General features: G+C 64.6%; 23 protein-coding genes and 2 pseudogenes. 15 read left to right on the forward strand and 10 right to left on the reverse strand.

Going from position 1 to position 24,297, the window contains the following annotated elements; genetic code table 11:
• Position 1: 1 nt before the first annotated feature.
• A complete protein-coding gene (gene coxB / locus M3I53_RS24885; RefSeq protein ID WP_375542575.1) occupies positions 2-1,123 on the reverse strand; it encodes a cytochrome c oxidase subunit II in 1,122 nt (373 codons plus the stop codon).
• 12 nt (positions 1,124-1,135) lie between these two features.
• Between coxB and M3I53_RS24890 the strand changes: the two genes are divergently transcribed.
• Positions 1,136-1,318, forward strand: coding sequence for a hypothetical protein (locus M3I53_RS24890; RefSeq protein WP_254318502.1), 183 nt, complete (start codon positions 1,136-1,138; stop codon positions 1,316-1,318).
• A gap of 59 nt (positions 1,319-1,377) precedes the next feature.
• On the opposite strand, the gene M3I53_RS24895 is transcribed toward M3I53_RS24890, so the two are convergent.
• The 3 genes and pseudogenes from M3I53_RS24895 to M3I53_RS24905 form a co-directional block, all read right to left on the reverse strand.
• Positions 1,378-1,530: a DUF6496 domain-containing protein gene (locus tag M3I53_RS24895; RefSeq protein WP_254318503.1), complete on the reverse strand. Its 153-nt coding sequence runs from the start codon at positions 1,528-1,530 to the stop codon at positions 1,378-1,380.
• A 60-nt stretch (positions 1,531-1,590) separates the two neighbouring features.
• Positions 1,591-3,252 (reverse strand): GMC family oxidoreductase, encoded by a 1,662-nt coding sequence (locus M3I53_RS24900; RefSeq protein ID WP_254318504.1) that lies wholly within the window; start codon positions 3,250-3,252, stop codon positions 1,591-1,593.
• A pseudogene (locus M3I53_RS24905) lies at positions 3,242-3,409 on the reverse strand (gluconate 2-dehydrogenase subunit 3 family protein); the annotation flags it as partial. The gene M3I53_RS24900 and the pseudogene M3I53_RS24905, both read right to left, overlap by 11 nt.
• On the opposite strand from M3I53_RS24905, the pseudogene M3I53_RS24910 reads away from it, so the two are divergent.
• Both M3I53_RS24910 and M3I53_RS24915 read left to right on the forward strand, forming a co-directional pair.
• A pseudogene (locus tag M3I53_RS24910) lies at positions 3,406-5,442 on the forward strand (PAS domain-containing protein); the annotation flags it as partial. The pseudogenes M3I53_RS24905 and M3I53_RS24910 overlap by 4 nt on opposite strands.
• Before the next feature lie 34 nt (positions 5,443-5,476).
• Positions 5,477-6,070 carry a recombinase family protein gene (locus M3I53_RS24915; protein ID WP_254318505.1) on the forward strand — a complete coding sequence of 198 codons (594 nt, stop codon included), beginning with the start codon at positions 5,477-5,479 and terminating at the stop codon, positions 6,068-6,070.
• On the opposite strand, the gene M3I53_RS24920 is transcribed toward M3I53_RS24915, so the two are convergent.
• Positions 6,063-6,401, reverse strand: a complete 339-nt coding sequence (locus M3I53_RS24920; protein WP_254318506.1) for a hypothetical protein — start codon at positions 6,399-6,401, stop codon at positions 6,063-6,065. The genes M3I53_RS24915 and M3I53_RS24920 overlap by 8 nt on opposite strands.
• A 297-nt stretch (positions 6,402-6,698) precedes the next feature.
• On the opposite strand from M3I53_RS24920, the gene hpnJ reads away from it, so the two are divergent.
• Positions 6,699-8,120 carry a hopanoid biosynthesis associated radical SAM protein HpnJ gene (hpnJ, locus tag M3I53_RS24925; protein WP_254318507.1) on the forward strand — a complete coding sequence of 474 codons (1,422 nt, stop codon included), beginning with the start codon at positions 6,699-6,701 and terminating at the stop codon, positions 8,118-8,120.
• 237 nt (positions 8,121-8,357) lie between these two features.
• Entirely contained in the window at positions 8,358-10,052 is a 1,695-nt protein-coding gene (locus tag M3I53_RS24930; protein WP_254318508.1) for an ATP-binding protein, read from the forward strand.
• On the opposite strand, the gene M3I53_RS24935 is transcribed toward M3I53_RS24930, so the two are convergent.
• The 3 genes from M3I53_RS24935 to M3I53_RS24945 all read right to left on the reverse strand — a co-directional run bounded on the left by M3I53_RS24935 (position 10,049) and on the right by M3I53_RS24945 (position 11,158).
• On the reverse strand, positions 10,049-10,204 hold the full coding sequence (locus M3I53_RS24935; protein ID WP_254318509.1) for a hypothetical protein: 156 nt from the start codon (positions 10,202-10,204) through the stop codon (positions 10,049-10,051). The genes M3I53_RS24930 and M3I53_RS24935 overlap by 4 nt on opposite strands.
• Before the next feature lie 348 nt (positions 10,205-10,552).
• The gene (locus M3I53_RS24940; protein WP_028204289.1) at positions 10,553-10,813 is read right to left on the reverse strand and encodes a DUF1488 domain-containing protein; all 261 of its coding nucleotides are present in this window, start codon (positions 10,811-10,813) and stop codon (positions 10,553-10,555) included.
• 81 nt (positions 10,814-10,894) lie between these two features.
• Positions 10,895-11,158: a hypothetical protein gene (locus M3I53_RS24945; protein ID WP_254318510.1), complete on the reverse strand. Its 264-nt coding sequence runs from the start codon at positions 11,156-11,158 to the stop codon at positions 10,895-10,897.
• A gap of 418 nt (positions 11,159-11,576) precedes the next feature.
• Here M3I53_RS24945 and sufB point away from each other — a divergent pair, with 418 nt between their 5' ends.
• The 10 genes from sufB to M3I53_RS24995 all read left to right on the forward strand — a co-directional run bounded on the left by sufB (position 11,577) and on the right by M3I53_RS24995 (position 20,740).
• A complete protein-coding gene (gene sufB, locus M3I53_RS24950; protein WP_254318511.1) occupies positions 11,577-13,025 on the forward strand; it encodes a Fe-S cluster assembly protein SufB in 1,449 nt (482 codons plus the stop codon).
• Between the two features lie 13 nt (positions 13,026-13,038).
• Complete coding sequence (gene sufC / locus M3I53_RS24955) at positions 13,039-13,851, forward strand: Fe-S cluster assembly ATPase SufC (RefSeq protein ID WP_254318512.1); 813 nt, start codon at positions 13,039-13,041, stop codon at positions 13,849-13,851.
• Positions 13,848-15,173, forward strand: a complete 1,326-nt coding sequence (sufD, locus tag M3I53_RS24960) for a Fe-S cluster assembly protein SufD (protein ID WP_254318513.1) — start codon at positions 13,848-13,850, stop codon at positions 15,171-15,173. Before sufC ends, sufD begins: the two co-directional genes overlap by 4 nt.
• A complete protein-coding gene (locus tag M3I53_RS24965) occupies positions 15,170-16,423 on the forward strand; it encodes a cysteine desulfurase (RefSeq protein ID WP_302057830.1) in 1,254 nt (417 codons plus the stop codon). Before sufD ends, M3I53_RS24965 begins: the two co-directional genes overlap by 4 nt.
• A complete protein-coding gene (gene sufU, locus M3I53_RS24970) occupies positions 16,420-16,872 on the forward strand; it encodes a Fe-S cluster assembly sulfur transfer protein SufU (protein ID WP_069262276.1) in 453 nt (150 codons plus the stop codon). Before M3I53_RS24965 ends, sufU begins: the two co-directional genes overlap by 4 nt.
• Positions 16,873-16,900: 28 nt before the next feature.
• Positions 16,901-17,227, forward strand: coding sequence for an SUF system Fe-S cluster assembly protein (locus M3I53_RS24975; protein WP_254318514.1), 327 nt, complete (start codon positions 16,901-16,903; stop codon positions 17,225-17,227).
• Position 17,228: 1 nt separating this feature from the next.
• Positions 17,229-17,561 (forward strand): non-heme iron oxygenase ferredoxin subunit, encoded by a 333-nt coding sequence (locus tag M3I53_RS24980; protein ID WP_254318515.1) that lies wholly within the window; start codon positions 17,229-17,231, stop codon positions 17,559-17,561.
• A gap of 93 nt (positions 17,562-17,654) precedes the next feature.
• On the forward strand, positions 17,655-17,870 hold the full coding sequence (locus M3I53_RS24985) for a hypothetical protein (RefSeq protein WP_254318516.1): 216 nt from the start codon (positions 17,655-17,657) through the stop codon (positions 17,868-17,870).
• An 81-nt stretch (positions 17,871-17,951) separates the two neighbouring features.
• Positions 17,952-18,698, forward strand: coding sequence for an SDR family NAD(P)-dependent oxidoreductase (locus M3I53_RS24990; RefSeq protein ID WP_254318517.1), 747 nt, complete (start codon positions 17,952-17,954; stop codon positions 18,696-18,698).
• Between the two features lie 371 nt (positions 18,699-19,069).
• Entirely contained in the window at positions 19,070-20,740 is a 1,671-nt protein-coding gene (locus M3I53_RS24995) for an alkaline phosphatase family protein (RefSeq protein WP_254318518.1), read from the forward strand.
• A gap of 95 nt (positions 20,741-20,835) precedes the next feature.
• Here M3I53_RS24995 and M3I53_RS25000 read toward each other — a convergent pair whose 3' ends face one another.
• Together M3I53_RS25000 and M3I53_RS25005 are read right to left on the reverse strand one after the other, a co-directional pair.
• Complete coding sequence (locus M3I53_RS25000) at positions 20,836-22,206, reverse strand: MFS transporter (RefSeq protein WP_254318519.1); 1,371 nt, start codon at positions 22,204-22,206, stop codon at positions 20,836-20,838.
• A gap of 282 nt (positions 22,207-22,488) precedes the next feature.
• On the reverse strand, positions 22,489-24,270 hold the full coding sequence (locus M3I53_RS25005; protein ID WP_254318520.1) for an ABC transporter transmembrane domain-containing protein: 1,782 nt from the start codon (positions 24,268-24,270) through the stop codon (positions 22,489-22,491).
• Positions 24,271-24,297 lie beyond the last annotated feature (27 nt).

Genomic DNA, 24,297 nt, shown 5'->3' on the forward strand with positions numbered 1-24,297 from the left:
GTCACTGAAGTGTGTCGAGCCACGCGCCGAGGTCGCTCGCCTCGGCGGGGGTGAGGGCAATGTCGGGCATGAGCGATTCGGGCTTGCGCTGCTGCGCATGCGCGACCCAGTCGAGCCGGTTGACGGACGTGTTGGCGAGCGTGCCGGCGGCGATCAGGCGCCGCGAGGCGAGATGCGTGAGGTCGGGCGCCTGCATGCCGCCCGACTGCGTGCCGCGCACGGCATGGCAGCCGCCGCAGCGCGCGGCGAAAAGCTGCTCGCCGCGCTGCGCCGCGCCGCTTTGCGCGGCGGCGGCCGGCTGCTGTTGCGCCTCGAGCCAGCGCGAGAAATCGGCGGGGGCTTGCGCCACCACTTCCATGGCCATATGCGCGTGCTGTGCCCCGCAAAACTGCGTGCATTGCCCGCGCCATACGCCGGGATGGTCTGCCTCGATCCACTGGTGATTGACCTGGCCCGGGATTGCCTGGGTCTTGCCCGCGAGCGCCGGCACCCAGAACGCGTGCACGACGTCGGCGCTTTGTAGATCGACGCGCACGGGCTCGCCCGTGGGAATGTGGATTTCGTTGGCGGTTTCGAAGCTCGCGCCCGCAGGCGTTCGATAGGTCACTTTCCACCACCAGTCGTAAGCCGTGACGGTCACGGTGAGCGAGGGCTCGCGCGGCGGATCGGCCACGGCGGCCAGCACCCGCAGCATCGCCACGAGCGCGCCCAGCAGCAGCACCGAGGAAATCGCCGTGCCCACCGCAACGATGCGGTTCGCCGTGCGCTCGCCCTGCTCGTCGGCGACGTTGGTTTGTGCCAGCGCTTCGTCTTGCGCCCCGCGACCGCGACGCCTGCGCCGCATCGCCAGATAGAGCAGCAACGCAATGACGATGCACACCCCCACGGACAGCACGGCTAGGCCCCAATCGAGCGCCTGCACCGGACCCGATGCGGGGCCCGCGCTGTGCAGGAAATAGGCGAGCGGGGTCATGAGCGGCGCAGCAGCGTAGGCGTCTGAATGTTTTTCGTGTTTTCGGCATGCGCACCCGGCATGCCCGTGCGCGCCGCTTTGCGCGCGAGCCAGGCATACGGGCTGCGCCATCCCGGCATTCGCGCTACGCGCTTTTGCCGGCGTTTTCAATGGAGATCGAGCATGCAAAGCCCTTACGACCTACCCCGTTTCCCGCACGCCCAAGGAGTGCCCGCCACGCCGCCCGGAAAGAACGACCCCGGCCAGGGCGCGGAACCCGACGAGCGCGAGCCCGGCGCCCCGCAGGCGGAGCCGCACGAATTGCCGGACCTGCCGGAGCCTTCCGAAGTTGGCGAGGATGGCTAACGAACCGAACGCGGAGCCGGCGCGCAATGAAAGACGCGCCGCATGCGCGGCGCGCCGGATCACTTATGGTTCTTCTTCGGAATCTTCGCGCCGGACTTGCGCGCCTGGTTTAGCGCGATGGCGACGGCCTGCTTCTGCGACTTGCCTTGCTTCACTTCCGTCTTGACGGTCTTCGAGATCGCTTCGCGAGTTTTTCCCTTGCTGAGTGGCATGACGGCCTCCTTTTGAAAAACCTCTGTCTCCACGCACGACGCGTGCCCGCGCGACGATCGTCAAAGCTCCCCGCGCGCGGCCAGCGCCCGGATGCGGTCGGCGGTGCGGCACGCAACGGCCTGGATGGTGAGCGACGGGTTCACGCCGCCCACGGTCGGAAACACGGAGCCGTCGCAGATCCACAAATTCGGAATGTCCCACGAGCGGCAGTCCGCATTCACAACGCTCGTTCGCGCGTCGCTGCCCATGCGCGCGGTGCCGTTCAGGTGGCAGGTGTCGTCGTCCTGGGTCCAGATGTCGCGCGCGCCCGCCGCGGCTAGCGCGCGGCTCATATAGTCCAGCGCGTGCCTCACGAGCCGGCGGTCGTTATCGCACATCGACCACGTGACGCGCGCCACGGGCAGGCCGAGCGCGTCTTTCTCGTCGGCGAGCGTCACGCGGTTGCGTTCCTGCGGCAGCGTCTCGCCCACGATCTTGAGGCCCGCCTGATGGTTGTACTTCGCCATCTCGCGCATGAGCGCGTCGCCCCACAGGCCGCGGCTCGTCTGCGTCGCCGCCCAGACCAGCGGCAGCGGGCCCTGGCTCATGTAGCAGTAGCCGCCGTGAAAGTCCTTGCCTTCGTCCTGATAGTTCCAGTGCTCGGTGAGCGCCAGCGAAGGCGGTCCCTTGTACCAGCGGATCTCGTCCTCGAATGCGCCCCACGCGGCCTGGTTCGCCTGCACCATGAGGTTCTTGCCGACGAGTCCCGAGCGGTTCGCGAGGCCTTCGGGAAAGCGACCGTTCGCGGAGAGCAGCAGCAGGCGCGGCGTTTCGATGGCGTAGCCCGCCACGACCACGTTGCGCGCGCGCTGGAAATGCCAGCGCCCCTCGCGATGAAAATGCACGCCGGCGGCGCGTCCCCGCGCGTCGGTTTCGATGCGGCCCACCATCGCGAGATCGCGGATCTCCGCGCCCGCGCGCACGGCGCGCGGAATCCACGTGACGAGTGCGCTCTGCTTGGCGTTGGTCGCGCAGCCCGACACGCAAAAGCCGCGATAAACGCACTGGTGCGCGTCGCCGCGCGGCGCGGAGAGTGTCGCGAGCGGCGTGGGCGCCCAGGGAATGCCGAGCGCCTCGCAGCCGCGCACTAGCACGAGGCCCGCGCCGTTGATTTCATGCGCGCGATACGGGTAGCGCGGGCGTTTGGGTCCCCACGGATAGTTCACCGGGCCGGAGATGCCGAGCGCCTGCTCGACCTCCGTGTAGTAGCGCCACATCTCGCGCCAGTCGAGCGGCCAATCCACCCCGTAGCCGAGTTTCGTGCGCGATTGAAACCATTCGGGCCGAAAGCGCAGCGAGACCATGGCGAAGTGCACGGTGCTGCCGCCCACCGCACGGCCGCTGTTGTTGCTGCCCAGCTGCAAGGGGTTTTCGCCGTCGCAGATGCGTTCGTCGGTCCAGTAGAGTTTGGCCTGGTGGGTCTCGTCGGAGGCGAATTCTTCGAGCGGCCGCCACCATGCGCCCGCGTCGAACGCCACCACGCGAAAGCCCGCCTCGGCGAGCCGGCAGGCGAGCGTCGCGCCCCCCGCGCCCGTTCCGACGATGGCGAAATCGACCGGATCGTCAAGCGCGTATTCGCGCATGGGCATCCAGCCGCCGCGACGGAACACGTCGGGTGCGCGGCCGTGCTTGCCGCGCGGCGCTTCGTTGGCGTCGGTCAAGTCGGCGAGATCAGCGCACACGCTGGTTCTCCCTGCGGGCGGCCTCGTGCGCCTCGTCGCTCTCGTCGGCGGCTTCGACGGCTTCCCACGGATCGCGCCGGTTCGTATAAAGGCGCACGTAACCGCGCGGATTCGCCGGGCCGCCAAAGCCCATTGCACTCCACGCGAGCGGGGCTGAAGGCGTCCAACGAGGAACTGCAGGCGATCAACGAGGAACTGCGCTCGGCCACCGAGGAACTCGAAACCAGCAAGGAAGAGCTGCAGTCGATCAACGAGGAACTCACCACCGTCAATGCGGAGCTGAAGTCGAAGGTCGAAGAGACCAGCAAGATCAACGACGACTTGCAGAACCTGATCGCGGCGAACGACATCGGCACGATCTTCGTGGACCGCAACATCTGCATCAAGCGCTACACGCCGCGTGCGACCGACGTGTTCAGCATCATTCCCTCGGATATCGGCCGTTCGCTGCTCGACATCACGCACCGGCTCGAATACGACAAGCTCGCCGACGACGCCGCCGAAGCCTTCGACTCGCTGCGCCTGATCGAGCGCGAACTGAAGAGCAACGACGGGCGCTGGTATCTCGCTCGCTTCGTGCCGTACCGCACAACCGAAGACCGCATCGACGGCGCGGTGCTCTCGTTCATCGACATCACCGGGCGCCGCCAGGCCGAAGACCAGCTGCGCGAAGGCGAGCGGCGCATGCGCATCGTCGCCGAGGGCACGAAGGACTACGCAATCATCACGTTCGACGACGAAGGCTACATCACGAGCTGGAACGCGGGCGCGGAACGCATTTTCGGTTATACGGAGGCCGAAATGATCGGCGAGTCCGCCGATCTGCTCTCGACCGAAGAAGACCGCGTGAACAAGGTCGCCGACCGCGAGTTCGCGCTGGCGCGCCAGCATGGCCGCACCGACGAGGAACGCTGGCACCTGCGCAAGGACGGCACGCGCTTTTTCGCGAGCGGCGTGCTTTCGCGCCTCGACGAAGCGGGCGTGAGCGGCTTTGCCAAGATCGCGCGCGACCTGGGCGAACTCGTGCCCGCGGACGCGGACGTGCGCGACACCACGCTCGAACAGGTGCGCGACGCCGGCGAGCGCGACGGGCAGCGGCGCCAGGACGAATTTCTCGCCGTGGTGTCGCACGAACTCAAGCATCCGCTCAACCTCATCTCGGCTAGCGCCGAACTGATTGCGCGGGCGCCGGAAACGCGCCAGAGCCTGAACCTCACGCGCGCCGCGGACACGATCCGGCGCACCGTGGTCGGCCAGGCGCAGATCATCGACGACCTGCTGGACATCTCGCGCGTGCGCACCGGCAAGCTCTCGGTCATGCGCTCGGCGGTGGACATGCGCGAGATCGTGCAGCGCGTTTGCCACGCCGTGCAGTTCGACGCGCAGCAGCGCGGCATTGTGCTCAACGTCTCGATCACCGAGACGCCAGTGATCCTGCACGCCGATTTCACGCGCATCGAGCAGATTGTCTGGAACCTCATCAGCAATGCGATGAAGTTTACCAATCGCGGTTCGGTGAGCGTCTCGCTGGGGGTCGCCGAAGACGAAGCCGTGCTGCGCGTGGAGGACACCGGCACCGGCATTGAACCGGTGCTCCTGCCGCATATCTTCGACATGTACAAGCAAAGCCGCCAGTCCGCCGCGCGGCGCTCGGGTCTCGGCATTGGGCTTGCGCTCGTGCGGGAACTCGTGACGATCCATGGCGGCAGCGTGCGCGCGGAGTCGGCAGGCCTCGGCCACGGCGCGACGTTCACGGTGACGATGCCGATGCAGCGTTCGTTCGCGCATGCGCAAAGCCGCGACGGCGCGGCCGTGGCTTCGCTGGATGGGCTTCGTATCCTGATGGTCGACGACGACGCCACCACGGTCGAAACCTTCAGGCTGCTGCTGGAGAGCGAGGGCGCGAATGTGCAGACGGCCACGAGCGGCGAGGAAGCGCTGACGCTGCTCAACGGCAACGCGCCGGATCTCGTGCTGTCCGATCTCGGCATGCCGGGCATGGACGGGTACGAGTTCATCGGCAAGCTGCGTGCGCAGCCCGCGCTCGAATCGGTGATCTGCATTGCGCTGAGCGGCTTTGGCCAGGAGGCCGATGTGGAGCAGTCCGAACAGGCGGGTTTCGACGCGCACCTCAAGAAGCCAGTGATGCTCGAAGACCTGCTGGCGACTTTCGCGCGCTTGCGACGCTAGTTCGCGCACCTTTGGGCGAGTACGGGAGCCACGTGTGCAACGGACGTTTTTCTACATCAACGGCGCAAGCGACGGCGAGTTTCCCGAGCGGGAACTGATCCAGCTCGACAAGGCGGGCTACACGGTGGCGCTCAGCCGCGTGGCCATGGACACGGTGGCGCCCTATGTGGCTGCCGCAGAGCGGCCCGGGTTGACGAGGCTGCTCGGACGCATCGATCCCGAGGACGAACTCGTCGTCCTGCAGCTTTCCGCCCTGGGCTGCAACGCGCGCGACGTGCTCGGCACGCTGCTCAACTGCCGCAAGGGAAAGATCGGCGTGCGCTGTGTGGAACTGGGCGGCGTCGATCTCACGGGGCGCCCGGAGCCACAAGCGGTGAAGATGCTGCGCGCCGTGGTGCGCATGGAGGCGGCCACGCGCAGCGAACGCAGCCGCAACGGCCTGAGGGCCGCGCAGCGCAGCGGGCGCCCCACGGGCAGGCCCGCGTCGCTCTCTGCGCACGACCGTGCGCGCGTGATGAGTTCGCTGGGCAGCGGGCTTTCGGTGAGCGAAGTGGCGCGTCGCTTCGGCACTTCGCGGCAGACGGTCCTGCGCATACGCGCCGCCGCGGGAACGCTCGATCTCAAGTGACCAGCGTATAAGGGTCGGCTTCCAGCGCGACGCCGGCACCACGTATCACCTGCATGTAAGCGAACGTGTCGCCAACCGCAGCGCTGGCTTGCTCCGCGAGACTGCGCACATCCACCGATTTTTCGGCGCTGGCCATCATGGATTCGAGCGCGGCCGATTCCGCGAAGCCGTGCGCGGCCGCCGCACTGAGCACCGCATCGAGAATACGCCGGGCCGCCGCGCGGGCATCGACCGATGCGAGCGGGGCGCGGTAGGCGAGAAAGCCTGCCATCAACAGAAAGTCCGCTGGGCTGATACGGTGGCCATTGCCAACCGGCACGCCTTCCGGCATGTCGTGATATCGCGACATACTTCGCCTCCCGCGTTGGAGCGCTGTGAATGCTGCTGCGGCTGCCAAAAAATATAGTACAGAAAGCATCGCTCATGCCGACGAATGCGGTTGTTCTGCAGTGTTCCAACCGGCGGCCGCCTTGTTAAGTGGGGGTTTCGATAAGTGGTACAGACATTTTTTCGACGTGCCGCGGCAGCAAGTCGTAGTATTCTTGACCCGGGCAAAGCTGCCATCCAGCAAAGTGTCATGTTTTTGTAGGCTTCGAGACAAATTCACGATTTTTCTCCGAGGGCATTCATGAAAACGCTGTTTCTGCAGGCACCTTCCTATGAAGGCTTCGATGGCGGCGCGGGCTCGCGCTTTCAAACGAAGCGCGAAATCCGCTCGTTCTGGTATCCCACGTGGCTCGTTCAGCCCGCCGCGCTGGTCGAAGGCAGCCGCGTGGTAGATGCCCCCGCAGACGACCTGACGCTCGAAGCGACCCTGGATATTGCACAGGAATACGAACTCATTATCATTCACACGAGTTCGCCCTCGTTCCAGAGCGACATACAGTTCGCCGAGCATCTGAAGCGGCGCAAGAGCACTATCCTCATCGGCATGATTGGCGCCAAGGTGGCGGTCGATCCGCATGGTTCGCTGACCGCGAGCAACGCGCTCGATTTCGTGTGCCGAGAAGAATTCGATTTCACCTGTCTCGAGATCTCCCAGGGCCGGCCGTTCGAATCGATCCTGGGTCTGAGCTATCGCCTGCCCGACGGCGGCATCATGCACAACGACGCCCGGCCGATCCTCGAAGACATGGATCAGCTTCCCTTCGTCTCGCCGATCTACAAGCGTGACCTCACGCCCGAGCATTATTTCAGCGGCTATCTCAAGCATCCGTATCTGTCGCTCTACACGGGGCGCGGCTGCAAATCGCGCTGCACGTTCTGCCTCTGGCCGCATACGGTGGGCGGCCATCGTTATCGCACGCGCTCGGTCGAGCACGTGCTGGAAGAGGTGAAATGGATTCGGGACAACATGCCCGAAATCAAGGAGATCATGTTCGACGACGACACGTTCACGGATCTCAGGCCGCGCGCCGAAGAGATCGCGCGCGGGCTTGGCAAGCTGGGCGTGACATGGTCGTGCAACGCGAAGGCGAACGTGCCGTACTCGACGCTCAAGGTGATGAAGGACAACGGCTTGCGGCTGTTGCTCGTGGGCTTCGAATCCGGTGACGACCAGATTCTCGTGAACGTCAAAAAGGGCGTACGCACTGACTTCGCGCGCCAGTTCAGCGAGGACTGCCGCAAGCTCGGCATCAAGATTCATGGGACCTTCATCCTCGGCCTGCCGGGCGAGACGCACGAAACGATCCAGAAGACCATTCAGTACGCGAAAGAGATCAATCCCCATACCATTCAGGTCTCGCTCGCCGCGCCTTATCCCGGCACGGTGCTGCATAAGCAGGCAGTCGAAAATGGCTGGCTGAACGATACCAAGGTCATCACGCTCATCAATTCCGCCGGCACCCAGGCCTCCACGATCGGCTATCCGCATCTGTCGCGCGAAGAGATCTACCTTGGCGTCGAGGAGTTCTACAAGCGCTTCTATTTCCGGCCGTCGAAGATCTGGGAAATCGTCCGCGAGATGCTGGTGAGCTGGGAAATGATGAAGCGGCGCCTGCAGGAAGGCGCAGAGTTCTTTAAATATCTGCGGGCGCGCAAGGTCTGAAGCAGCGAGCGTCCCCTCCAGAGAAAACGCCCGGGATTTTCCGGGCGTTTTTTTGTCACTCGCCTGTCACGATGTAGCAGAATGGTTGCTCGGGCGCGCGGTGCGGACATGTCCGTAATGCAATCGTTACGAACGCCGAGCGGCGTTTAACATTTTCGCCGCCCGTGCCTAGAATGGCTCAGCCTTATCACATACGCGATAACTCATAGCTTCGTCGGGCCACTGGAGGAGACCGCAATGGCACCGAAAAGCAGGTCGCCCGCCATCGCCGATATCGACGCGCGGCCGTCTCGCGCGCCCGACCATGCGCGCGAGAATCAGGCGCTTCTCGCTCTGGTCACCGCGCAACTCGACTCGCGCGAAGTGTTGTTGCAGAGAATTGCAGACTTTGCGATGCGCCTTTGCGGCGCCCAATCGGCCGGCATCAGTTTGCTGGAGCACGAAGGCGAAGAGCGCTACTTTCGCTGGCACAGCGTGGCCGGCGAATTCGCGAACCTGTGCGGCACCCGGATCCACTGGCGCGACTGTCCGTGCGCCGTCGTGTTCGAAGCCGGCAAGCCGCTGCTTTTCACCGCATTGAGCGACGATTTTCCGGTTCTCGCACCGGCATGCGCCGTCGTTCAGGAGGCGCTCATCCTGCCCATCGTTTCGAAAGGGCGGCAACTGGGTGCGATCTGGGCCGCCTCGCTCGAAGAATGTTCGCGCTTCACTCGCGAAGACCAGCGGGTGCTCAGCGCGTTTGCCGCCGTGGCCGGCTCCGCGCTCGATCTGGTCGAGGCGCGCGACCATAGCCGCATGCAGACGCAGCGCTATTCGGAAGTGATCGCCGTGCTCGCGCATGAGTTCCGCAACCCGCTCGCGCCGCTCGAAAACGCGTTCCAGGCGCTCCAGATGATTTGCGAAGACCGCCCGCTGCAGCGCGAATACTTCGCGGTCGCGCAGCGCCAGATCGCCCAGCTCAAACGTCTGATGGACGAACTGCAGGATGCGTCGCGCCTCGATCATGACAAGCTTTGCGTCGATCCCACCGATGCGTCGTTGAACGAAATTCTTTCCGACGCGCTCGCCTCCATCCGCGAGCGGGCGCAGGCGCGCAGGCATACGCTGAGCGTGCATCGGCCTGGCGGCGACCTGCGGCTGTTTGCCGACCCGACGCGGCTCACGCAGGTGATCGTGAACCTGCTTTCCAACGCCGTGCGCTATACGCCCGACGGCGGCGAGATCGCGATCGTCGTCGAACAAAAGGGCGCCGGCGACGCGCGCTGCGTCGAGATCTCGATTCGCGACAACGGCATTGGGATCGACCCGTCCGTGCTCTCGCGCATTTTCGAGCCGTTTGCGCAATTCGCGGGCAAGAGTGCGCGGCTGGAAGGTGGGCTCGGCATCGGGCTTCCCATCGCGCAGCGGCTCGCGCAGCTGCATGGCGGCGAGATTCTCGTAACGAGCGAGGGAATCGGACGCGGCACGCTGGCGCGCCTCTCGATTCCCGTGCGAACGGCCAGCGCCGAAGCCGTTAAGCCGCTCGCCGCAGTGCTGGCGGGCAACGGCCCGGCGCGGGTGCTCATCGTCGACGACAATGCGGACGCGCGTTTCGCACTCGGCGCGTTGCTCGAGCTGGAGGGGCACGACGTCAGGACGGCGGGCGACGGCACGAGCGCGCTGAGTGTGCTGAGGCAATGGAAGCCGCATCTCGCGCTCGTTGACATTGGCATGCCGGGCATGAACGGCTACGAACTGGCGGAGCGCTTGCGCGCCATGCCGGATCACGCCAACGTGATGCTGGTCGCGCTGAGCGGGCATGTTTCGGACAGCGACCGCGCGGCGGCGCTGGCGGCCGGCTTCCATGCGCATCTCGCGAAGCCCGCCGATATCGGACGGTTGCGCGCGATGCTCGCGACCTGCGCGCAAGACGACAGGCGCGTGGCTGGTTAGCGCAAGTGCGAAGAGTGGATGCCGTTGTGGTGGTGCAGGTTGCGCAACAGGCTGGCGCGGCGCCGTTCGCGGCGATAGTGCGCGATTACCGCTGTGGCCGCGATCACCAGAACCATGACGCCGACGGCGGTTCCCCACTGTAATGCATCCATGTCTGCCTCCTTGTCGCGTCAGGACCGTCGCGTCGAGGCGAACGGGGTTCAAGCGTAGTGCGGCTGGCAGGTGCGTTCCGCGGCAAGCACCGGGAGAACAACGCGACGCACACGAAAGGGTGGCGCTGGTCGCGGACGCAAGAAAAGATTAGCCGATTGCGATGCGCAATTGAACCGCGCGGGCCTGTACGGATGCCAGCCATTGTGGACGCCCCGCATTCGCCGAACTGGCACTCGTGGGAGCGCTTTTCGGTTCCTCGGAGAAGTATGGGGCCTGCCTGGAGCGGGCCGGTTCCGCATGACGATTCGAACCCGGTTGCGATTGCAATTGCGCTTGCCTCGGCGCGATTACTCCAGATCGCGTGTTTCAAGCTCCACGGACTGGCCCCCGTTTTTCTCCAGCGCGTGCCGCGCGGCCAGTTCGATGCTCGGGCGGTTTGCCTCGAAGGCGCTCAATAGCGCATGCGCCGATGTGCCCGTGTTGCCGAAGCGGTCATTCAGCGCGTCGAGTGACACGCTGCACCATACCGGGCGGTTGTCCACGTTGGCTTCGAACGCTACGCGTGCGGCGGCCACGGCGTGACGACGACTCGTGAATTCGATTCTCATCCTGGTCCTCCGTGAGTTCCATGGTTAAAGGGTAGAGCCTGGCTCAGCCCATGGTGAGCTCTTTTTGCGCTTCTTTTCGCGCTATTTGGCCTGAGCGTCACTGGCGGGGTCGCTGCGCATCATCGGGTCGTGCGTGGCGGGCCCCTTGGGCTTTTTCACCGGCATGTTGTCGGGGTTGGTCGGGTTGGATTCGCCTGCCGTACCGGGCACGGCTGGCGGCGGCTTCGCCATCGGTGGCGCAGGCGGTTGAGCGGGCGTTTGAGTCTGGGCGTCGGCGCGGATCGAGGCGGCGGCGAGCGCCACGCAGGCGATCGCGCCCCAGACGGGAACATACGGTGGCTTCATGGTTGCTCCGTTGCTTTCATCTTCATGTTCTTGCAGAGCTTCGCGAATCGCGTGCCCGCCAGCGTGGACATACGGCCCGCGGTGTCAGTGAAGCAACGTCGATGTGTCGACGTCGGCGAGTTGTGTTGTTCCAGTTTGTCGCGGCGTGTGTCGCACGCGCCGTATCGTCGCGCTGTGTGCGATCCAGATGGCCAGCGCGACGATGGACAGACGTGCGCGGCGAAGAAACTGACTGCGACTAGTGGAAGTGTCGGCTTAACGCGGATGTGTTGTCATTTCTTTCTTCCGAAGGAGGGTCTTTCGCATCGCGCGTGCCCGCCTGGCGTCTCATGCGCGCCGCTTAAACCCCGGCCATGCCAGGGTTTTGCCAGGGGCTCTAGAATGAGGTCGTGAGTGTAAAGGAGACCGTAATAACGTCATGGATACACAAGCGAAAACATTCGAGGAACTGCTGCGGCGGGAATATCGGCACGGCTTCGTTTCAGATGTGCAGTCGGACACGTTGCCGCGTGGTTTGTCCGAAGACGTGATCCGTCTTATCTCGGCGCGCAAGCAGGAGCCGGACTTCATGCTCGAATGGCGGCTCGCCGCCTACCGGCATTGGCTCACAATGACCGAGCCGCATTGGGCGAGCATCGAACATCCGCCCATCGACTTCCAGGACATCGCCTACTACTCGGCGCCGCATACGCAGGCGAACCGTCCGAAGAGCCTCGCCGAAGTCGATCCGGAACTACTGCGCACCTACGAAAAGCTCGGCGTGCCGCTGCAGGAGCGCGAGATGCTCGCGGGGGTGGCCGTTGACGCGGTATTCGACAGCGTGTCCGTCGCCACGACGTTCCGCCGGCAGCTGGGCGAGCTTGGCATCGTCTTTTGCTCGTTTTCGGAGGCAGTGCGCGACCATCCGGACCTCGTGCGCCAGTATCTCGGCTCGGTCGTGCCTTACACCGACAACTTCTTTGCGACGCTCAATTCCGCCGTGTTCAGCGATGGCTCGTTCTGTTATATCCCGCCGGGCGTGCGCTGCCCGATGGAGTTGTCCACGTACTTCCGCATTAACGCGCGTAACACGGGCCAGTTCGAGCGCACGCTCATCGTGGCCGACAAGGGCGCTTACGTGAGCTACCTGGAAGGCTGCACCGCGCCGATGCGCGACGAAAACCAGCTGCATGCCGCAGTGGTGGAACTCGTTGCGCTGGAAGGCGCGCAAATCCGTTATTCGACGGTGCAGAACTGGTACCCGGGCGACGCGCGGGGGCGCGGCGGCATCTACAACTTCGTGACGAAGCGCGGCGACTGCCGCGAGGCCAATGCCCGGATTTCGTGGACCCAGGTCGAAACCGGCTCCGCCATTACGTGGAAATATCCGAGCGTGATCTTGCAGGGCGACAACTCGATCGGCGAGTTCTATTCGGCGGCGCTCACCAACCACTATCAGCAGGCCGATACCGGTACGAAGATGGTGCATATCGGGCGCAATACGCGCAGCACGATCCTCTCGAAGGGGATATCGGCGGGCCGCGGCAAGAACGCTTATCGCGGGCTCGTGAAAATGGCGCGCTCGGCCGAGAACGCGCGCAACTACACCCAGTGCGATTCACTGCTGCTCGGCGATCGCTGCAGCGCCTTCACGTTTCCGTATATCGAGGTGAAGAATCCCAGCGCGAAAGTCGAACACGAAGCTTCCACGTCGAGGATAGGCGAAGACCAGTTGTTCTATTGCCGCCAGCGCGGGCTCAGTGAGGAGGACGCAGTGTCGATGATCGTCAACGGCTTTTGCAAGGACGTGCTCAAGGAATTGCCGATGGAATTCGCCGTGGAAGCGCAGAAGCTGCTTGGCGTGAGCCTGGAAGGCAGCGTAGGTTGAGAGGGAGAAAAGAATGCTGGAAATCCGCAATCTGAATGTCGAAGTGGAAAGCAAGCCGATTCTGCGCGGGGTGGATTTGCGCGTGAATGCGGGCGAGGTTCACGCGATCATGGGGCCGAACGGCTCCGGCAAAAGCACACTCGCCCATGTGCTGGCGGGGCGCGAGCAATACGTGGTCACGGGGGGCAGCGTGCAGTACGACGGCTGCGACCTGCTCGCGCTTGCGCCCGACGAGCGCGCGCGCCGCGGGCTCTTTCTCGCGTTTCAGTATCCGGTGGAAATACCGGGTGTGAGCAATATCTATCTGCTCAAGGCCGCGCTCAACGCGCAGCGCAAGCATCGTGGCGAGGCGGAACTCGACGCCATGGACTTTCTCGCGCTGGTAAAGGAGAAAATGGCGGCCATGGAGATGAAGGAAGACCTGCTCTACCGGGGCGTGAACGAAGGGTTTTCGGGCGGCGAGAAAAAGCGCAACGAGGTGCTGCAGATGACGGTGCTCGAGCCGCGTCTCGCCATTCTCGACGAGACCGACTCCGGGCTCGATATCGACGCGTTGCAACTCGTCGCCCGTGGTGTGAACCAGATGCGCAGCGCGGACCGGGCCATCGTGCTCGTGACGCATTACCAGCGCCTGCTCGACTACATCGTGCCGGACCAGGTGCACGTCCTTTCGCAGGGGCGCATCGTGCGCTCGGGTTCGCATGAGCTTGCGCTTGAACTGGAGCGCAAGGGTTATGGCTGGCTCGGCGGGCAGGACAGCGACGGACCGGCAGCAGGGCAAGGCGCCGACACGCAACACTCGGCAGCCGCCAGGGAGCAACGATGAGCGAATCAACGCGCGAGCATTACCGCGACGCCTTCCGCACGATGGCTGGGACGCTGGCGGGCGTCGAGCTGCCGTGGTTGCGCAAGGCGAGACGGCACGCGTTCGACCGCTTCGAGACGCTGGGCTTTCCCGGCACGCAACTCGAAGCGTGGAAATACACCAATGTGATGCCCATTGCGAAGCCGCATTGGCATTTCATGCCTTCGGACGGCGAGCAAACCGACTATGCCCGCCTGATCGAGGACCTCGTGCCCGCGGATGCGGGCGGCCGTATCGTGTTCGTGAACGGCCGCCACGTGCCGAAGCTCTCGTCCTTGCCGCCTTTGCCGGAAGGCGCGTTCGTCGGCACGCTCGCGCAGGCAATGCGCAGGATTCCTGAGCGGGTGGAATCCATCATGGCGCGGCGAGCGCCCGAGGACGGCTTCGCGGCGCTCAACGGCGCGTTTCGCAGCGACGGCTACGTGGTCGTTCTGCCACCGGGCTGCGCGCTGGACTGGCCGCTGCACGTGCTGTTCTTCAGCAGCGAGGCCGCGCTCGCCATGCATCCGTTTAACGCGGTGGTGGCGGAGCGGGGGGCGCGGTGCTCGATCGTCGAGCAGTTCGCGGGCATTACCGACGAAGCCTACTTCGTCAACACCGCCACGGAAATCGTCGCCGACGAAGAGACCGACGTTCAGCATTGCCGCATCCAGCAGGAGGCCCGCAGCGCGTTTCATATCGCGCACGTGGGCGTTTCGCAGCGGCGCGCGAGCCACTTCACCTCGCACTCGTTTGCGTTCGGCGGCGCATTGTCGCGCACGCAGATCGATACGCGCCTCGATGCGCAAGACGCGCAAGTCGACCTGAACGGCCTGTATTTCGTCAGCGCGCGCCAGCATGTGGATCATCACACGCGGATCGACCATGCGATGCCGCGCGGCACGAGCCGGGAATACTATCGCGGCGTGCTCGACGGCGCTTCACATGCGGTGTTCGATGGCCGCGTGATCGTGCACCAGGACGCGCAGCAGACCAACGCGCATCAAGGCAACGACAATCTGCTCCTCTCGCGCAACGCCGAGATCGACACGAAGCCGCAACTGGAGATTCACGCCGACGACGTGAAGTGCACGCACGGCGCGACCGTCGGCCAGCTCGACGAGAGCCCGCTCTTTTATCTGCGCTCGCGTGGCATAGACGAGCGCATGGCGCGCGCGTTACTCGTCTGGTCATTCGCGCGCGTGAGCGTGGATCGCGTGGAAAGCGCCGCGCTGCGCAGCCGGCTCACGCAACAACTGCTCGCGCGCCTGCCCGGCGGCGAGTACCTGCGGGGACTGTCATGAATCTACTAGAACCGGTGGGCATTCCCGACACCGAAGCGGTGATGGGCTGGCGCAGCGACTTTCCGATTCTGCGGGAAAGCGTGCACGGCAAGCCGCTCGTATACCTCGATAACGCGGCGACCACGCAGAAGCCCGCGAGCGTGATCGCGGCAGAGCAAGCCTATTACGAGCACGACAATGCCAACGTGCATCGCGGCGTTCATTTGCTGTCGCAGCGCGCGACCGATGCCTACGAGGGCGCCCGCGCGCGCATTGCGCGTTTCATTGGCGCGGCGCACGAGAAGGAGATCGTCTACACGCGCGGCACCACGGAAGCGATCAATCTGGTGGCGCAAAGCTACGCGCGGCCGCGCCTTCAGCCCGGCGACGAAGTGCTCATTACCGCGATGGAGCATCATTCGAACATCGTGCCGTGGCAACTCGTCTGCGCGCAGACGGGCGCGCTACTGAAGGTGACGCCAATCGACGACGACGGCACGCTAGACCTCGACGTCTACGAGCGCCTGCTCGGCCCGCGCACGCGCATGGCGGCGGTGTCGCATGCGTCGAACGCGCTGGGCACCGTCAATCCGCTTGCGCAGATGATCGAGCTTGCGCATGCGCGCGGCGTGCCGGTGCTGGTCGATGGCGCGCAGGCGATCGCGCATCTTCCCGTGGACGTGGCCGCGCTCGATTGCGACTTCTATGCGTTCTCGGGTCACAAGATCTACGGCCCGACCGGCATTGGCGCGCTGTACGCGAAAGCCGCCCTGCTCGACGCCATGCCGCCCTGGCAGGGCGGCGGCGACATGATCCGCTCCGTGACGTTCGAGAAGACCGAGTACAACGTGATTCCGTGGCGCTTCGAAGCGGGCACGCCGAATATTGCCGGCGCAATCGGGCTCGGCGCGGCGCTGGACTACGTGAGCGTGATCGGCCTGGAAGTGGCGCAGCGGCACGAAGCCGATCTGCTCGCTTATGCCAACGCGGCATTGCGTGCGATGCCGAATGTGAGAATAATTGGCATGGCGAAGCAAAAGCTGGGCATCGTCTCGTTCGTCATGGAGAACGCGCACGCTCACGACATCGGCACGATACTGGATCAGTGCGGCGTGGCCGTGCGCACGGGCCATCATTGCGCGATGCCGGTGATGGAGCGCTATGGCGTGCCGGCCACCGTGCGCGCCTCGTTTGCGCTGTACAACACGCGCGCCGAAGTCGACGCGCTGCTGGACGGCCTAGCGCGCGTAGAGGAGGTGTTTCCGCTATGAGCGACTTGCGCGACCTGTACCAGGAAACGATCTTCGACCACTATCGGCGGCCGCGGAACTGTCACACTGTGCCCGGTGCGACGCATAGCGCCGAAGGCTACAACCCGTTGTGCGGTGACCGCGTCACGTTGTATCTGCGTATCGAGGACGGCGTAGTCAAGGACGCCGGCTTCGAGGGCGCGGGGTGCGCGATTGCGACGGCTTCGGCCTCGTTGATGACCGAAGCGCTCAAGGGGCGCACGCAGGCGGAGGTCGAGGCGCTGTTCGAACGCTTTCACGCCATGGCGACGGCGCCTTCGGACCGCCCGGCCTCGGCCGAAGGACTAGGCAAGCTCGCGGTGCTCGCCGGCGTGCGCGAATTTCCGGCGCGCATCAAGTGCGCGACGCTGGCGTGGCACACGCTGCACGCCGCGTTGCGCGACGAGCGCGGGACCGTTTCGACGGAATGAGGCTGCGTGTGCCTGGAGGCATATGACGATGAATACGCAAGTGGCGAGCAACGACCTGCGCGAACGCGTGATCGATGCGCTGCGCTCGGTGTTCGATCCGGAGATACCGGTGAACATATACGACCTGGGGCTCGTTTATCAGCTGGACGTGGACGCCGAAACGGGGCGCGTGACGATCCGCATGACGCTGACCGCGCCGGGCTGCCCGGTCGCGCAAACTTTCCCTGGCACGGTCGAAGAATACGTGAACGAGGTGGAAGGCGTGAGCGCGACCAACGTGGAGCTGGTCTGGGAGCCCCCGTGGACGAGAGCGCGCATGTCCGAAGCGGCGCTGCTGCAACTGGGGATGCTCTGACATGGCCGACTGGGTGGACGTGGCTCCATACGCCGACTTTCAACCGGGTGCCGTGCTCAGCGTCGATGTTGACGGTACGCCGGTCGCCGTATTCAATCTCGATGGGACCTGCTATGCGATCGAGGACACTTGTCCGCACGATGGCGGCGCGCTCACGGGAGGCGACGTAGAGGGCGACGAGGTGATTTGCCCGCGCCATGGCGCCCGGTTTTGCATCAAGACGGGGAAAGTCCTCGCGCCGCCCGCGTATGAGGACGTCGCGGTGTTCGCGGTGCGCGTGGAAGCGGGCATGGTGCAGGTGCGCGATACACGCTGGGACGAGGGCTTTTCCTGAGCGCGGGGCTCGCGCCAACGCCGCACGTCTTACGTGCGCTGCAGTCGTTGCTGCGTCCGGTTGAGCACGCGTTGCAACTATCGAGAGGCATTCATGAAGGCACTGTTCCATCTCGCGGCGGCGGCCGCCGCAGGCACGCTCGTGATGTTCTATCTGGACCCGGTTTCCGGTCCGCGTCGCCGCGCGAAACTGCGCACCCCGCCGTTTTCGCGGCCTGGCGGCCGGATGAACGCTCACAGCCAGGGGGCTGCGCCTGGCGTCGACGGGGAGCTGGCAGGCCCGGGCGGCGGCATTGGCACCGCGCCGTAGCGCGTCAAGGCGAGCGTCTTGCGCAAGGGCGGCGGTGCAGTGCAAACCTGCAGTGCAAACCAATTGCTGAAGGAGTCCGCCATGTCCGCGCTTTTACCCGACCTCAATCATCGTGTTGCGCTCGTGACCGGCGGCTCGCGCGGAATCGGACGCGCCATTGCGGTGGCGCTGGCTACGGCTGGCGCGGCGGTCGGCGTGAATTACCGGCAGCGCGCTGACGAAGCGGATCAGGTCGTCGCGCAGATCGAGAGCGCCGGGGGCCGCGCGCTCGCGGTGCGCGCCGATGTGTCGTCGGCCAGCGACGTCACCCGCATGATCGGCGAGATCGAGCGCCGCCTCGGCGCGGTCGATGTGCTCGTGAACAACGCCGGCACGGGTACGTTCAGCGATATCGAGTCGCTGACGGAGACCGAATTCGACCACACGCTCGCCGTCAATCTCAAGTCGGCATTTCTATGCACGCAGGCGGTGTTGCCCGGCATGCGCGCGCGTCGCTGGGGCCGCATCGTCAATCTTTCGTCGGCGGCCGCGCGCGGCGCAGGCCTCGTCGGCGTTCATTACAACGCTTCCAAAGCGGGCCTCGAAGGCCTGACGCGAGGCTATGCCTCGCGCGTGGCACGAGAGGGCGTGACCGTGAACGCCGTGGCGCCGGGCCCCATCGACACGGAAATGGCCGCGCCGCTGAAAGCGGCGAACGTCGCCGAGCGGCTGCCGGTTGGCCGCCTCGGTGAAGCCGATGAGGTCGCACAGGTCGTGTTGATGGTGGTCGGCAACGGCTTCGTCACGGGGCAAACCATTGCCGTCAACGGCGGCGTCAGTTTCATCTAGGCCGCGTATTCATTCTCGGGCCGCCGCGTCGCGGCCCGCCTCATTTTTAATTCACCTTGTTTGCCAACCCCGTTTGGTAGCGGGCTTTCCTGGCCGACGGATGAGCGCTGCGCAATCTTCATACCTGAAATAAAAGCCCGCTCTCTCGATTCGGTGCGTCGTGCCAATTGAATGACTATTTGGCGCAAAACTTTCCAATCGAAAATATTTCGTAAGGAGTCTGACGCCGAGCATTCATACCCCGATGCTCTAATCCTCATGCCGTGTAGCCTCCGCATTCAGCTGGCATGAGCGCCACGATGCGTGCTGCATAACGCCTTCACCCGGCTTCACGGTGATCCCGACAATACGAAATCAACCAGGAGCCGAAAATGCAATGGCGTCACGTCGCAGTTGGTTCGCTCACAGCCGCAGCATTCGCATCGACAGTTGCGTGGAGTGCTGGTGACGATCACGACAAGAATCATCCGGAACACGATCACACGGCCACGCCGATCAAGCACGTGGTCGTGATTTATGGCGAGAACGTTTCGTTCGACCACTACTTCGCGACCTATCCGCATGCGTCCAATCCGTCCGGCGAGCCTGCATTCAGGGCGCAACCCGGCACGCCGGAAGTAAACGGTCTGACGGGCACGCTGCTGAGCAAGAACCCGAACTTCGCGAATGCGGCCAATGGCTCGGGCGCGGCTAATCCGTTCCGCCTGGATCGCACGCAGGCGGCCACGGCCGACCAGAACCACGCTTATACGGCCGAGCAGCAGGCGTATGACGACGGCCGCGCCGACCTCTTCCCGTTGTACACGGGTAACGGCACGAGCGGCGGCGCCGGCGCGTTCGGCACGAAGGGCCAGGTGATGGGCTATTACGACGGCAACACCGTCACGGCGCTGTGGAACTACGCCCAGCACTTCGCGATGAGCGACAACGCCTATACGTCGACCTACGGTCCGTCGACCCCCGGCGCGCTCGAAGTGATCTCGGGCCAGACCAACGGCATGAAGGTTGTGCTCACAACGAAGAAGCCTTCGGTCGCCGGTTCGTACTATGTGAACGACGGGCAGAACGGCTTTACGATGATCAACGACGTCGACCCGGCCTACGATCTCTGCTCGAGCGCGACCGATCAGGCGCAGATGACCGGCAAGAATATCGGCGACCTGCTGAACGCGCGTAACGTTTCGTGGGGCGGCTTCATGGGCGGCTTCAACCTCGCGACGACGAACAGCAACGGCACGACCGGCTGCAAGCGCAGCACGCTCTCGCCGGTGGTCGGCGCAGCGACGTCCGACTATATTCCGCACCACAACTGGTTCCAGTACTACGCAACGACTTCGAACCCGCAGCATCTGCGTCCGGGCTCGCTCGCCGCGATCGGCCATACCGTGGGCAAGAACGGCAGCCCCGACCCGGCGAATCACCAGTACGATACCGACGACTTTTTCGCTGCCGTGAAGGCGGGCAATTTCCCGTCGGTGAGCTTCCTGAAGGCCCCCGCCTACCAGGATGGCCACGCTGGCTATTCCGACCCCCTCGACGAGCAGGCTTTCGTCACGAAGGTCGTGAACTTCCTGCAGCAGCAGAACGACTGGGAAGATACGGCCGTGATCGTCGCATGGGATGACTCGGACGGCTGGTACGACCATGCGTACGCGCAGCCCACCAGCGCTTCGTACGACAGCGTTGCCGACCAGTTGACCGCGGCCGGCATCTGCGGCACGGGTTCGGCGCCTGCCGGCTTGAACGGCAAGCCCGTGAACGGCCGCTGCGGTCCGGGCACGCGCATTCCGTTCGTCGTGATCTCGCCGTGGGCGCGTGAGAACTACGTCGACCATACGCTGATCGACCAGTCTTCCGTGGTGCGTTTCATCGAAGACAACTGGCTCGACGGTCAGCGCATCGGCGGCGGCTCGTTCGATGCGACGGCAGGCAGCATCATGGGCATGTTCGACTTTGACCGCCGCGGCCGCGGCCACGAAGATCGCAGGCTGTACCTTGATCCGACGACGGGCGTGGTGCTCGACAAGGCGCCGAGGATTTGAGCGTTCAGGATGGCTGATCGTTGTTGATGGCCAAGAAGAAGCGCGCCCCTGCGAGATTCGTCTCGCAGGGGCGCGCCGGGTTTTTCAGCAGTCGATCACGCGGGGTGGGAAGCGTGCCCGTGATCGCCCGTGCCGCGCGCGTCGTCGTATTCGCGCGAGATATCCTTGTTCGTGTAATCGACCATGCGCCAGGCGGCTAGCAGACTGATCACACCGCACACGGCGATATAGATCGCAATGGCATAGCCCGTGCGGTAGTACGCGAAGAGCGCCGTTGCGATCAACGGCGCCGGGCCGCCCGCAATCACGGAGGCCAGCTGATAACCGAGTGAGGCGCCGCTGTAACGCAGCCGCCCTGTGAACGATTCGGCGATGAACGCTGCCTGTGGACCGTAGAGCATGGCGTGCGGCACGAGCGAAAGGACTACGGCCGCAAAAATCAAAGCCGTATTTTTTGTATCCAGCATACCGAAGTAAATAAAGCCGAAGATGCCCGCGGCCACCGCACCGATCATGTACATGCGTTTGCGCCCGATCAGGTCGGACACGTGCCCAAAGAACGGAATGGTCGCGAACTGTACAACGGCGGCAGCCAGAACCGCAGTGAGCATGAGGTCGCGCGAAACGTGCAGCGTCTTGACGCCATACGTGAAGACGAAGGCCGTATAGATGTAGAAGGGCGCCTGTTCGGCCATGCGCGCCAACGCCGAGAGGAGAATATCCTTGGGCTGGCGCCGAATGACTTCGAGCATCGGCGTTTTCTCGATTTTGTTCTCCGCGAGGAGCTTCGCGAAGATCGGCGTTTCAAGAATGCTCAGCCGGATATAGAGGCCGATCGCGACCAGCACGATGCTCAGCAGGAACGGCACCCGCCATCCCCACGTCATGAAGGCGTCTCCGGAAAACGCGCTAACGGTGAGCACCACGAGATTGGCGATAAAGAGTCCCGCGGGCACGCCGAATTGCGGCCAGGAGGCGACGAAGCCGCGATGCGAATTGGTGCGCGCCCACTCCATCGACATCAAGACCGAGCCGCCCCATTCACCGCCCACGCCCACGCCCTGAATGAAGCGCAGCACCGTGAGCAGAACGGCGCCCCAGATGCCGATGGATGCATAGGTCGGAACAAAGGCCACGGCGAAGGTGGCGAGCCCCATGAGCAGCAGCGTGACGATCAGTGTGGCTTTGCGGCCGACGCGATCGCCATAGTGGCCGAATATGGCCGCGCCGACTGGCCGTGCGACGAAGCCCACGGCATAGATGAGAAACGCTTGCAAGGTGCCAACGAGCGGGTCGGATTCAGGAAAGTACAGCTTCGCGAAGATAAGCCCGGTGACAATGCTGTAGAGGAAAAAGTCGTACCATTCGATCGTCGTGCCGATGGTGCTGGCAATTACGGCGCGGCGCAACTGGCGCTGGGCGTCTTCGTCCGAAAGGAGCGTGGCTCCCGGTAGATCGGCATTCATTTCGCACCCCCAAGGCAAGGGCGATACGGCCAATGCAAGAACGCATGGCCAGGGCTTCCGGTGGGGCGCAAAAAACGTGCCCCTCTGCCGGGATATTGGCTTCGCCGATCGTGTGGAAGCGGTGCGTCCCTTGCTATCGCTGCATCCTGATCGGCACGGGCGAGACGGGTGTTATACGAATCGATGGTATATCACGTTGTGATGCAGTGTGCGCATTTTCAATGAATTCGCCATGCCGCAGTGCATCACGCGGGACGCCGACAATGCGCCGACGCCGAGCGGTTACATGACGGTATTCGCGTGCTGCGCGCCGAACTGCAGCGCAGCGAGCTGCGCATAAAGCGGCGAACTCTGCAGGAGCTCCGCATGCCGGCCTTGCGCCACGATGCGGCCTTGCTCCATGACGATGATGCGGTCGGCTTGCTGCACGGTGGCGAGACGATGCGCAATGACGAGCGTCGTGCGGTTCTGGGCGGCGTTGTCCAACGCCGTTTGCACGAGGCGTTCGCTCGCGGCGTCGAGCGCGCTGGTGGCCTCGTCGAGCAGCAGAATGGGCGGATTCTTGAGGATCGCGCGCGCGATGGCAATGCGCTGCCTTTGACCGCCTGAAAGGCGCACGCCGCGTTCGCCGAGGAACGTATCGTAGCCTTGCGGCAGTTCCGCGATAAAGCCGGCCGCCGCCGCCATGGAGGCGGCGCGCTGGACAGCTTCGAGCGGGGCGTCGGGCGAGCCGTAGCGAATGTTGTCGAGCACGCTGCCCGAAAAGATCACCGATTCCTGCAGCACGACGCCGATCGCCTGGCGCAACGCCGCGAGCGACACCTGTTGCGTAGGCACACCGTTGATGCTGAGGCTGCCCGATTGCGGGGCGTAAAAGCGCAGCAGCAATTGAAAGAGGGTGGTCTTGCCTGCGCCCGACGGACCGACCAGCGCGACATGCTCGCCCGGGCGCACGTCGAGCGAGAAGGCGTCGAGCGCGGCAATGCCGGGGCGCGAGGGGTAGGAGAAGCCAACGTTGTCGAACCGGATGCCTGCGCCGTGAGCCGGCAGCGGCACGGTCGCCGCCGCCTGCGCCACGGGCGAGTGCGCGGCGAGCAGTTGCAGCAGCCGTTCTGTGGCGCCCGCGGCCCGTTGCAGATCGCCCCACACTTCGGCAACGGCGCCCACGGCGCCGGCCGTGAACACCGCGTAGAGAATGAACTGGGAGAGCTGGCCGGCGCTCATCTGCCCGGCCAGTACCGCCTGCGCGCCGAGCCAGAGCACGAACACGATGGCGGCGAACACGAACACGATCACCACGGCCGTCAACCCGGCGCGTGCCCGAATGCGTGCGAGCGCCGTTTCGAAGGCCGCCTCCACGGCGCCGCCAAAGCGCTTTGCCTCGAACGATTCCTGCGCATAAGACTGCACCGTGGGCATGGCGTTGAGCACTTCGCCCGCCAGGGCGCTTGCGCTCGCCACCTTGTCCTGGCTCGCGCGCGAAAGCCGCCGCACGCGCCGCCCGAAGATAACTATAGGTGCGACCACAACGACCAGTGTCGCGATGATGTAGCCCGACAGCACCGGGCTCGTCGCGACGAGCATCGCCACGCCGCCGACCGTGAGGAGCAGGTTGCGCAGGCCCAGCGAGAGGCTGGTGCCCACTACGGTCTGGATCAGGGTCGTGTCGGTGGTGAGACGCGAGAGCACTTCTCCTGTTTGCGTGGTCTCGAAGAACTGCGGGCTCATGCGTATCACGTGGTCGTACACGGCGCGCCGCAAGTCGGCCGTCACCCGCTCGCCGAGCCACGAGACCCAGTAGAAGCGCAGCGCCGTCGCCGCAGCGAGGATCAGCGACACCACGAAGAGCGCGATGAAATAGCGGTCGATATGCGTGCGATCGCCGCTCGCGAAGCCACGGTCGATCAGGTACTTGAATGCCACCGGCAGCGCGAGCGTCGCGCCCGCCGAGGTCAGGAGCGCGAGGAAGGCGAGCGCCCAGCGCCCCGCATAAGGGCGCAGGAAGGGCAAAAGGGCGAAGAGGGGCGCGACGCGTGAAGGGCGGCGGGCGGCGACATCTGGCATGGAGCTTCCTGGCGGATCGACAATGGA

Source organism: Paraburkholderia sp. CNPSo 3272, assembly GCF_024206495.1.
GTDB lineage: Bacteria > Pseudomonadota > Gammaproteobacteria > Burkholderiales > Burkholderiaceae > Paraburkholderia.

What these genes read in the sequence shown, in the direction of transcription:
- M3I53_RS24965 (WP_302057830.1), top strand. Translation starts at nt 15,170, where the DNA reads ATGAATCTACTAGAACCGGTGGGCATTCCCGACACCGAAGCGGTGATG.
- M3I53_RS24920 (WP_254318506.1), bottom strand. Translation starts at nt 6,401, where the DNA reads ATGCCGGAAGGCGTGCCGGTTGGCAATGGCCACCGTATCAGCCCAGCG.
- sufU (WP_069262276.1), top strand. Translation starts at nt 16,420, where the DNA reads ATGAGCGACTTGCGCGACCTGTACCAGGAAACGATCTTCGACCACTAT.
- M3I53_RS24945 (WP_254318510.1), bottom strand. Translation starts at nt 11,158, where the DNA reads ATGAAGCCACCGTATGTTCCCGTCTGGGGCGCGATCGCCTGCGTGGCG.
- M3I53_RS24930 (WP_254318508.1), top strand. Translation starts at nt 8,358, where the DNA reads ATGGCACCGAAAAGCAGGTCGCCCGCCATCGCCGATATCGACGCGCGG.
- hpnJ (WP_254318507.1), top strand. Translation starts at nt 6,699, where the DNA reads ATGAAAACGCTGTTTCTGCAGGCACCTTCCTATGAAGGCTTCGATGGC.
- M3I53_RS24940 (WP_028204289.1), bottom strand. Translation starts at nt 10,813, where the DNA reads ATGAGAATCGAATTCACGAGTCGTCGTCACGCCGTGGCCGCCGCACGC.
- sufC (WP_254318512.1), top strand. Translation starts at nt 13,039, where the DNA reads ATGCTGGAAATCCGCAATCTGAATGTCGAAGTGGAAAGCAAGCCGATT.
- M3I53_RS24985 (WP_254318516.1), top strand. Translation starts at nt 17,655, where the DNA reads ATGAAGGCACTGTTCCATCTCGCGGCGGCGGCCGCCGCAGGCACGCTC.
- M3I53_RS24935 (WP_254318509.1), bottom strand. Translation starts at nt 10,204, where the DNA reads ATGGATGCATTACAGTGGGGAACCGCCGTCGGCGTCATGGTTCTGGTG.
- M3I53_RS25005 (WP_254318520.1), bottom strand. Translation starts at nt 24,270, where the DNA reads ATGCCAGATGTCGCCGCCCGCCGCCCTTCACGCGTCGCGCCCCTCTTC.
- M3I53_RS24980 (WP_254318515.1), top strand. Translation starts at nt 17,229, where the DNA reads ATGGCCGACTGGGTGGACGTGGCTCCATACGCCGACTTTCAACCGGGT.
- M3I53_RS24995 (WP_254318518.1), top strand. Translation starts at nt 19,070, where the DNA reads ATGCAATGGCGTCACGTCGCAGTTGGTTCGCTCACAGCCGCAGCATTC.
- sufD (WP_254318513.1), top strand. Translation starts at nt 13,848, where the DNA reads ATGAGCGAATCAACGCGCGAGCATTACCGCGACGCCTTCCGCACGATG.
- M3I53_RS25000 (WP_254318519.1), bottom strand. Translation starts at nt 22,206, where the DNA reads ATGAATGCCGATCTACCGGGAGCCACGCTCCTTTCGGACGAAGACGCC.
- M3I53_RS24890 (WP_254318502.1), top strand. Translation starts at nt 1,136, where the DNA reads ATGCAAAGCCCTTACGACCTACCCCGTTTCCCGCACGCCCAAGGAGTG.
- M3I53_RS24990 (WP_254318517.1), top strand. Translation starts at nt 17,952, where the DNA reads ATGTCCGCGCTTTTACCCGACCTCAATCATCGTGTTGCGCTCGTGACC.
- sufB (WP_254318511.1), top strand. Translation starts at nt 11,577, where the DNA reads ATGGATACACAAGCGAAAACATTCGAGGAACTGCTGCGGCGGGAATAT.
- M3I53_RS24975 (WP_254318514.1), top strand. Translation starts at nt 16,901, where the DNA reads ATGAATACGCAAGTGGCGAGCAACGACCTGCGCGAACGCGTGATCGAT.
- M3I53_RS24895 (WP_254318503.1), bottom strand. Translation starts at nt 1,530, where the DNA reads ATGCCACTCAGCAAGGGAAAAACTCGCGAAGCGATCTCGAAGACCGTC.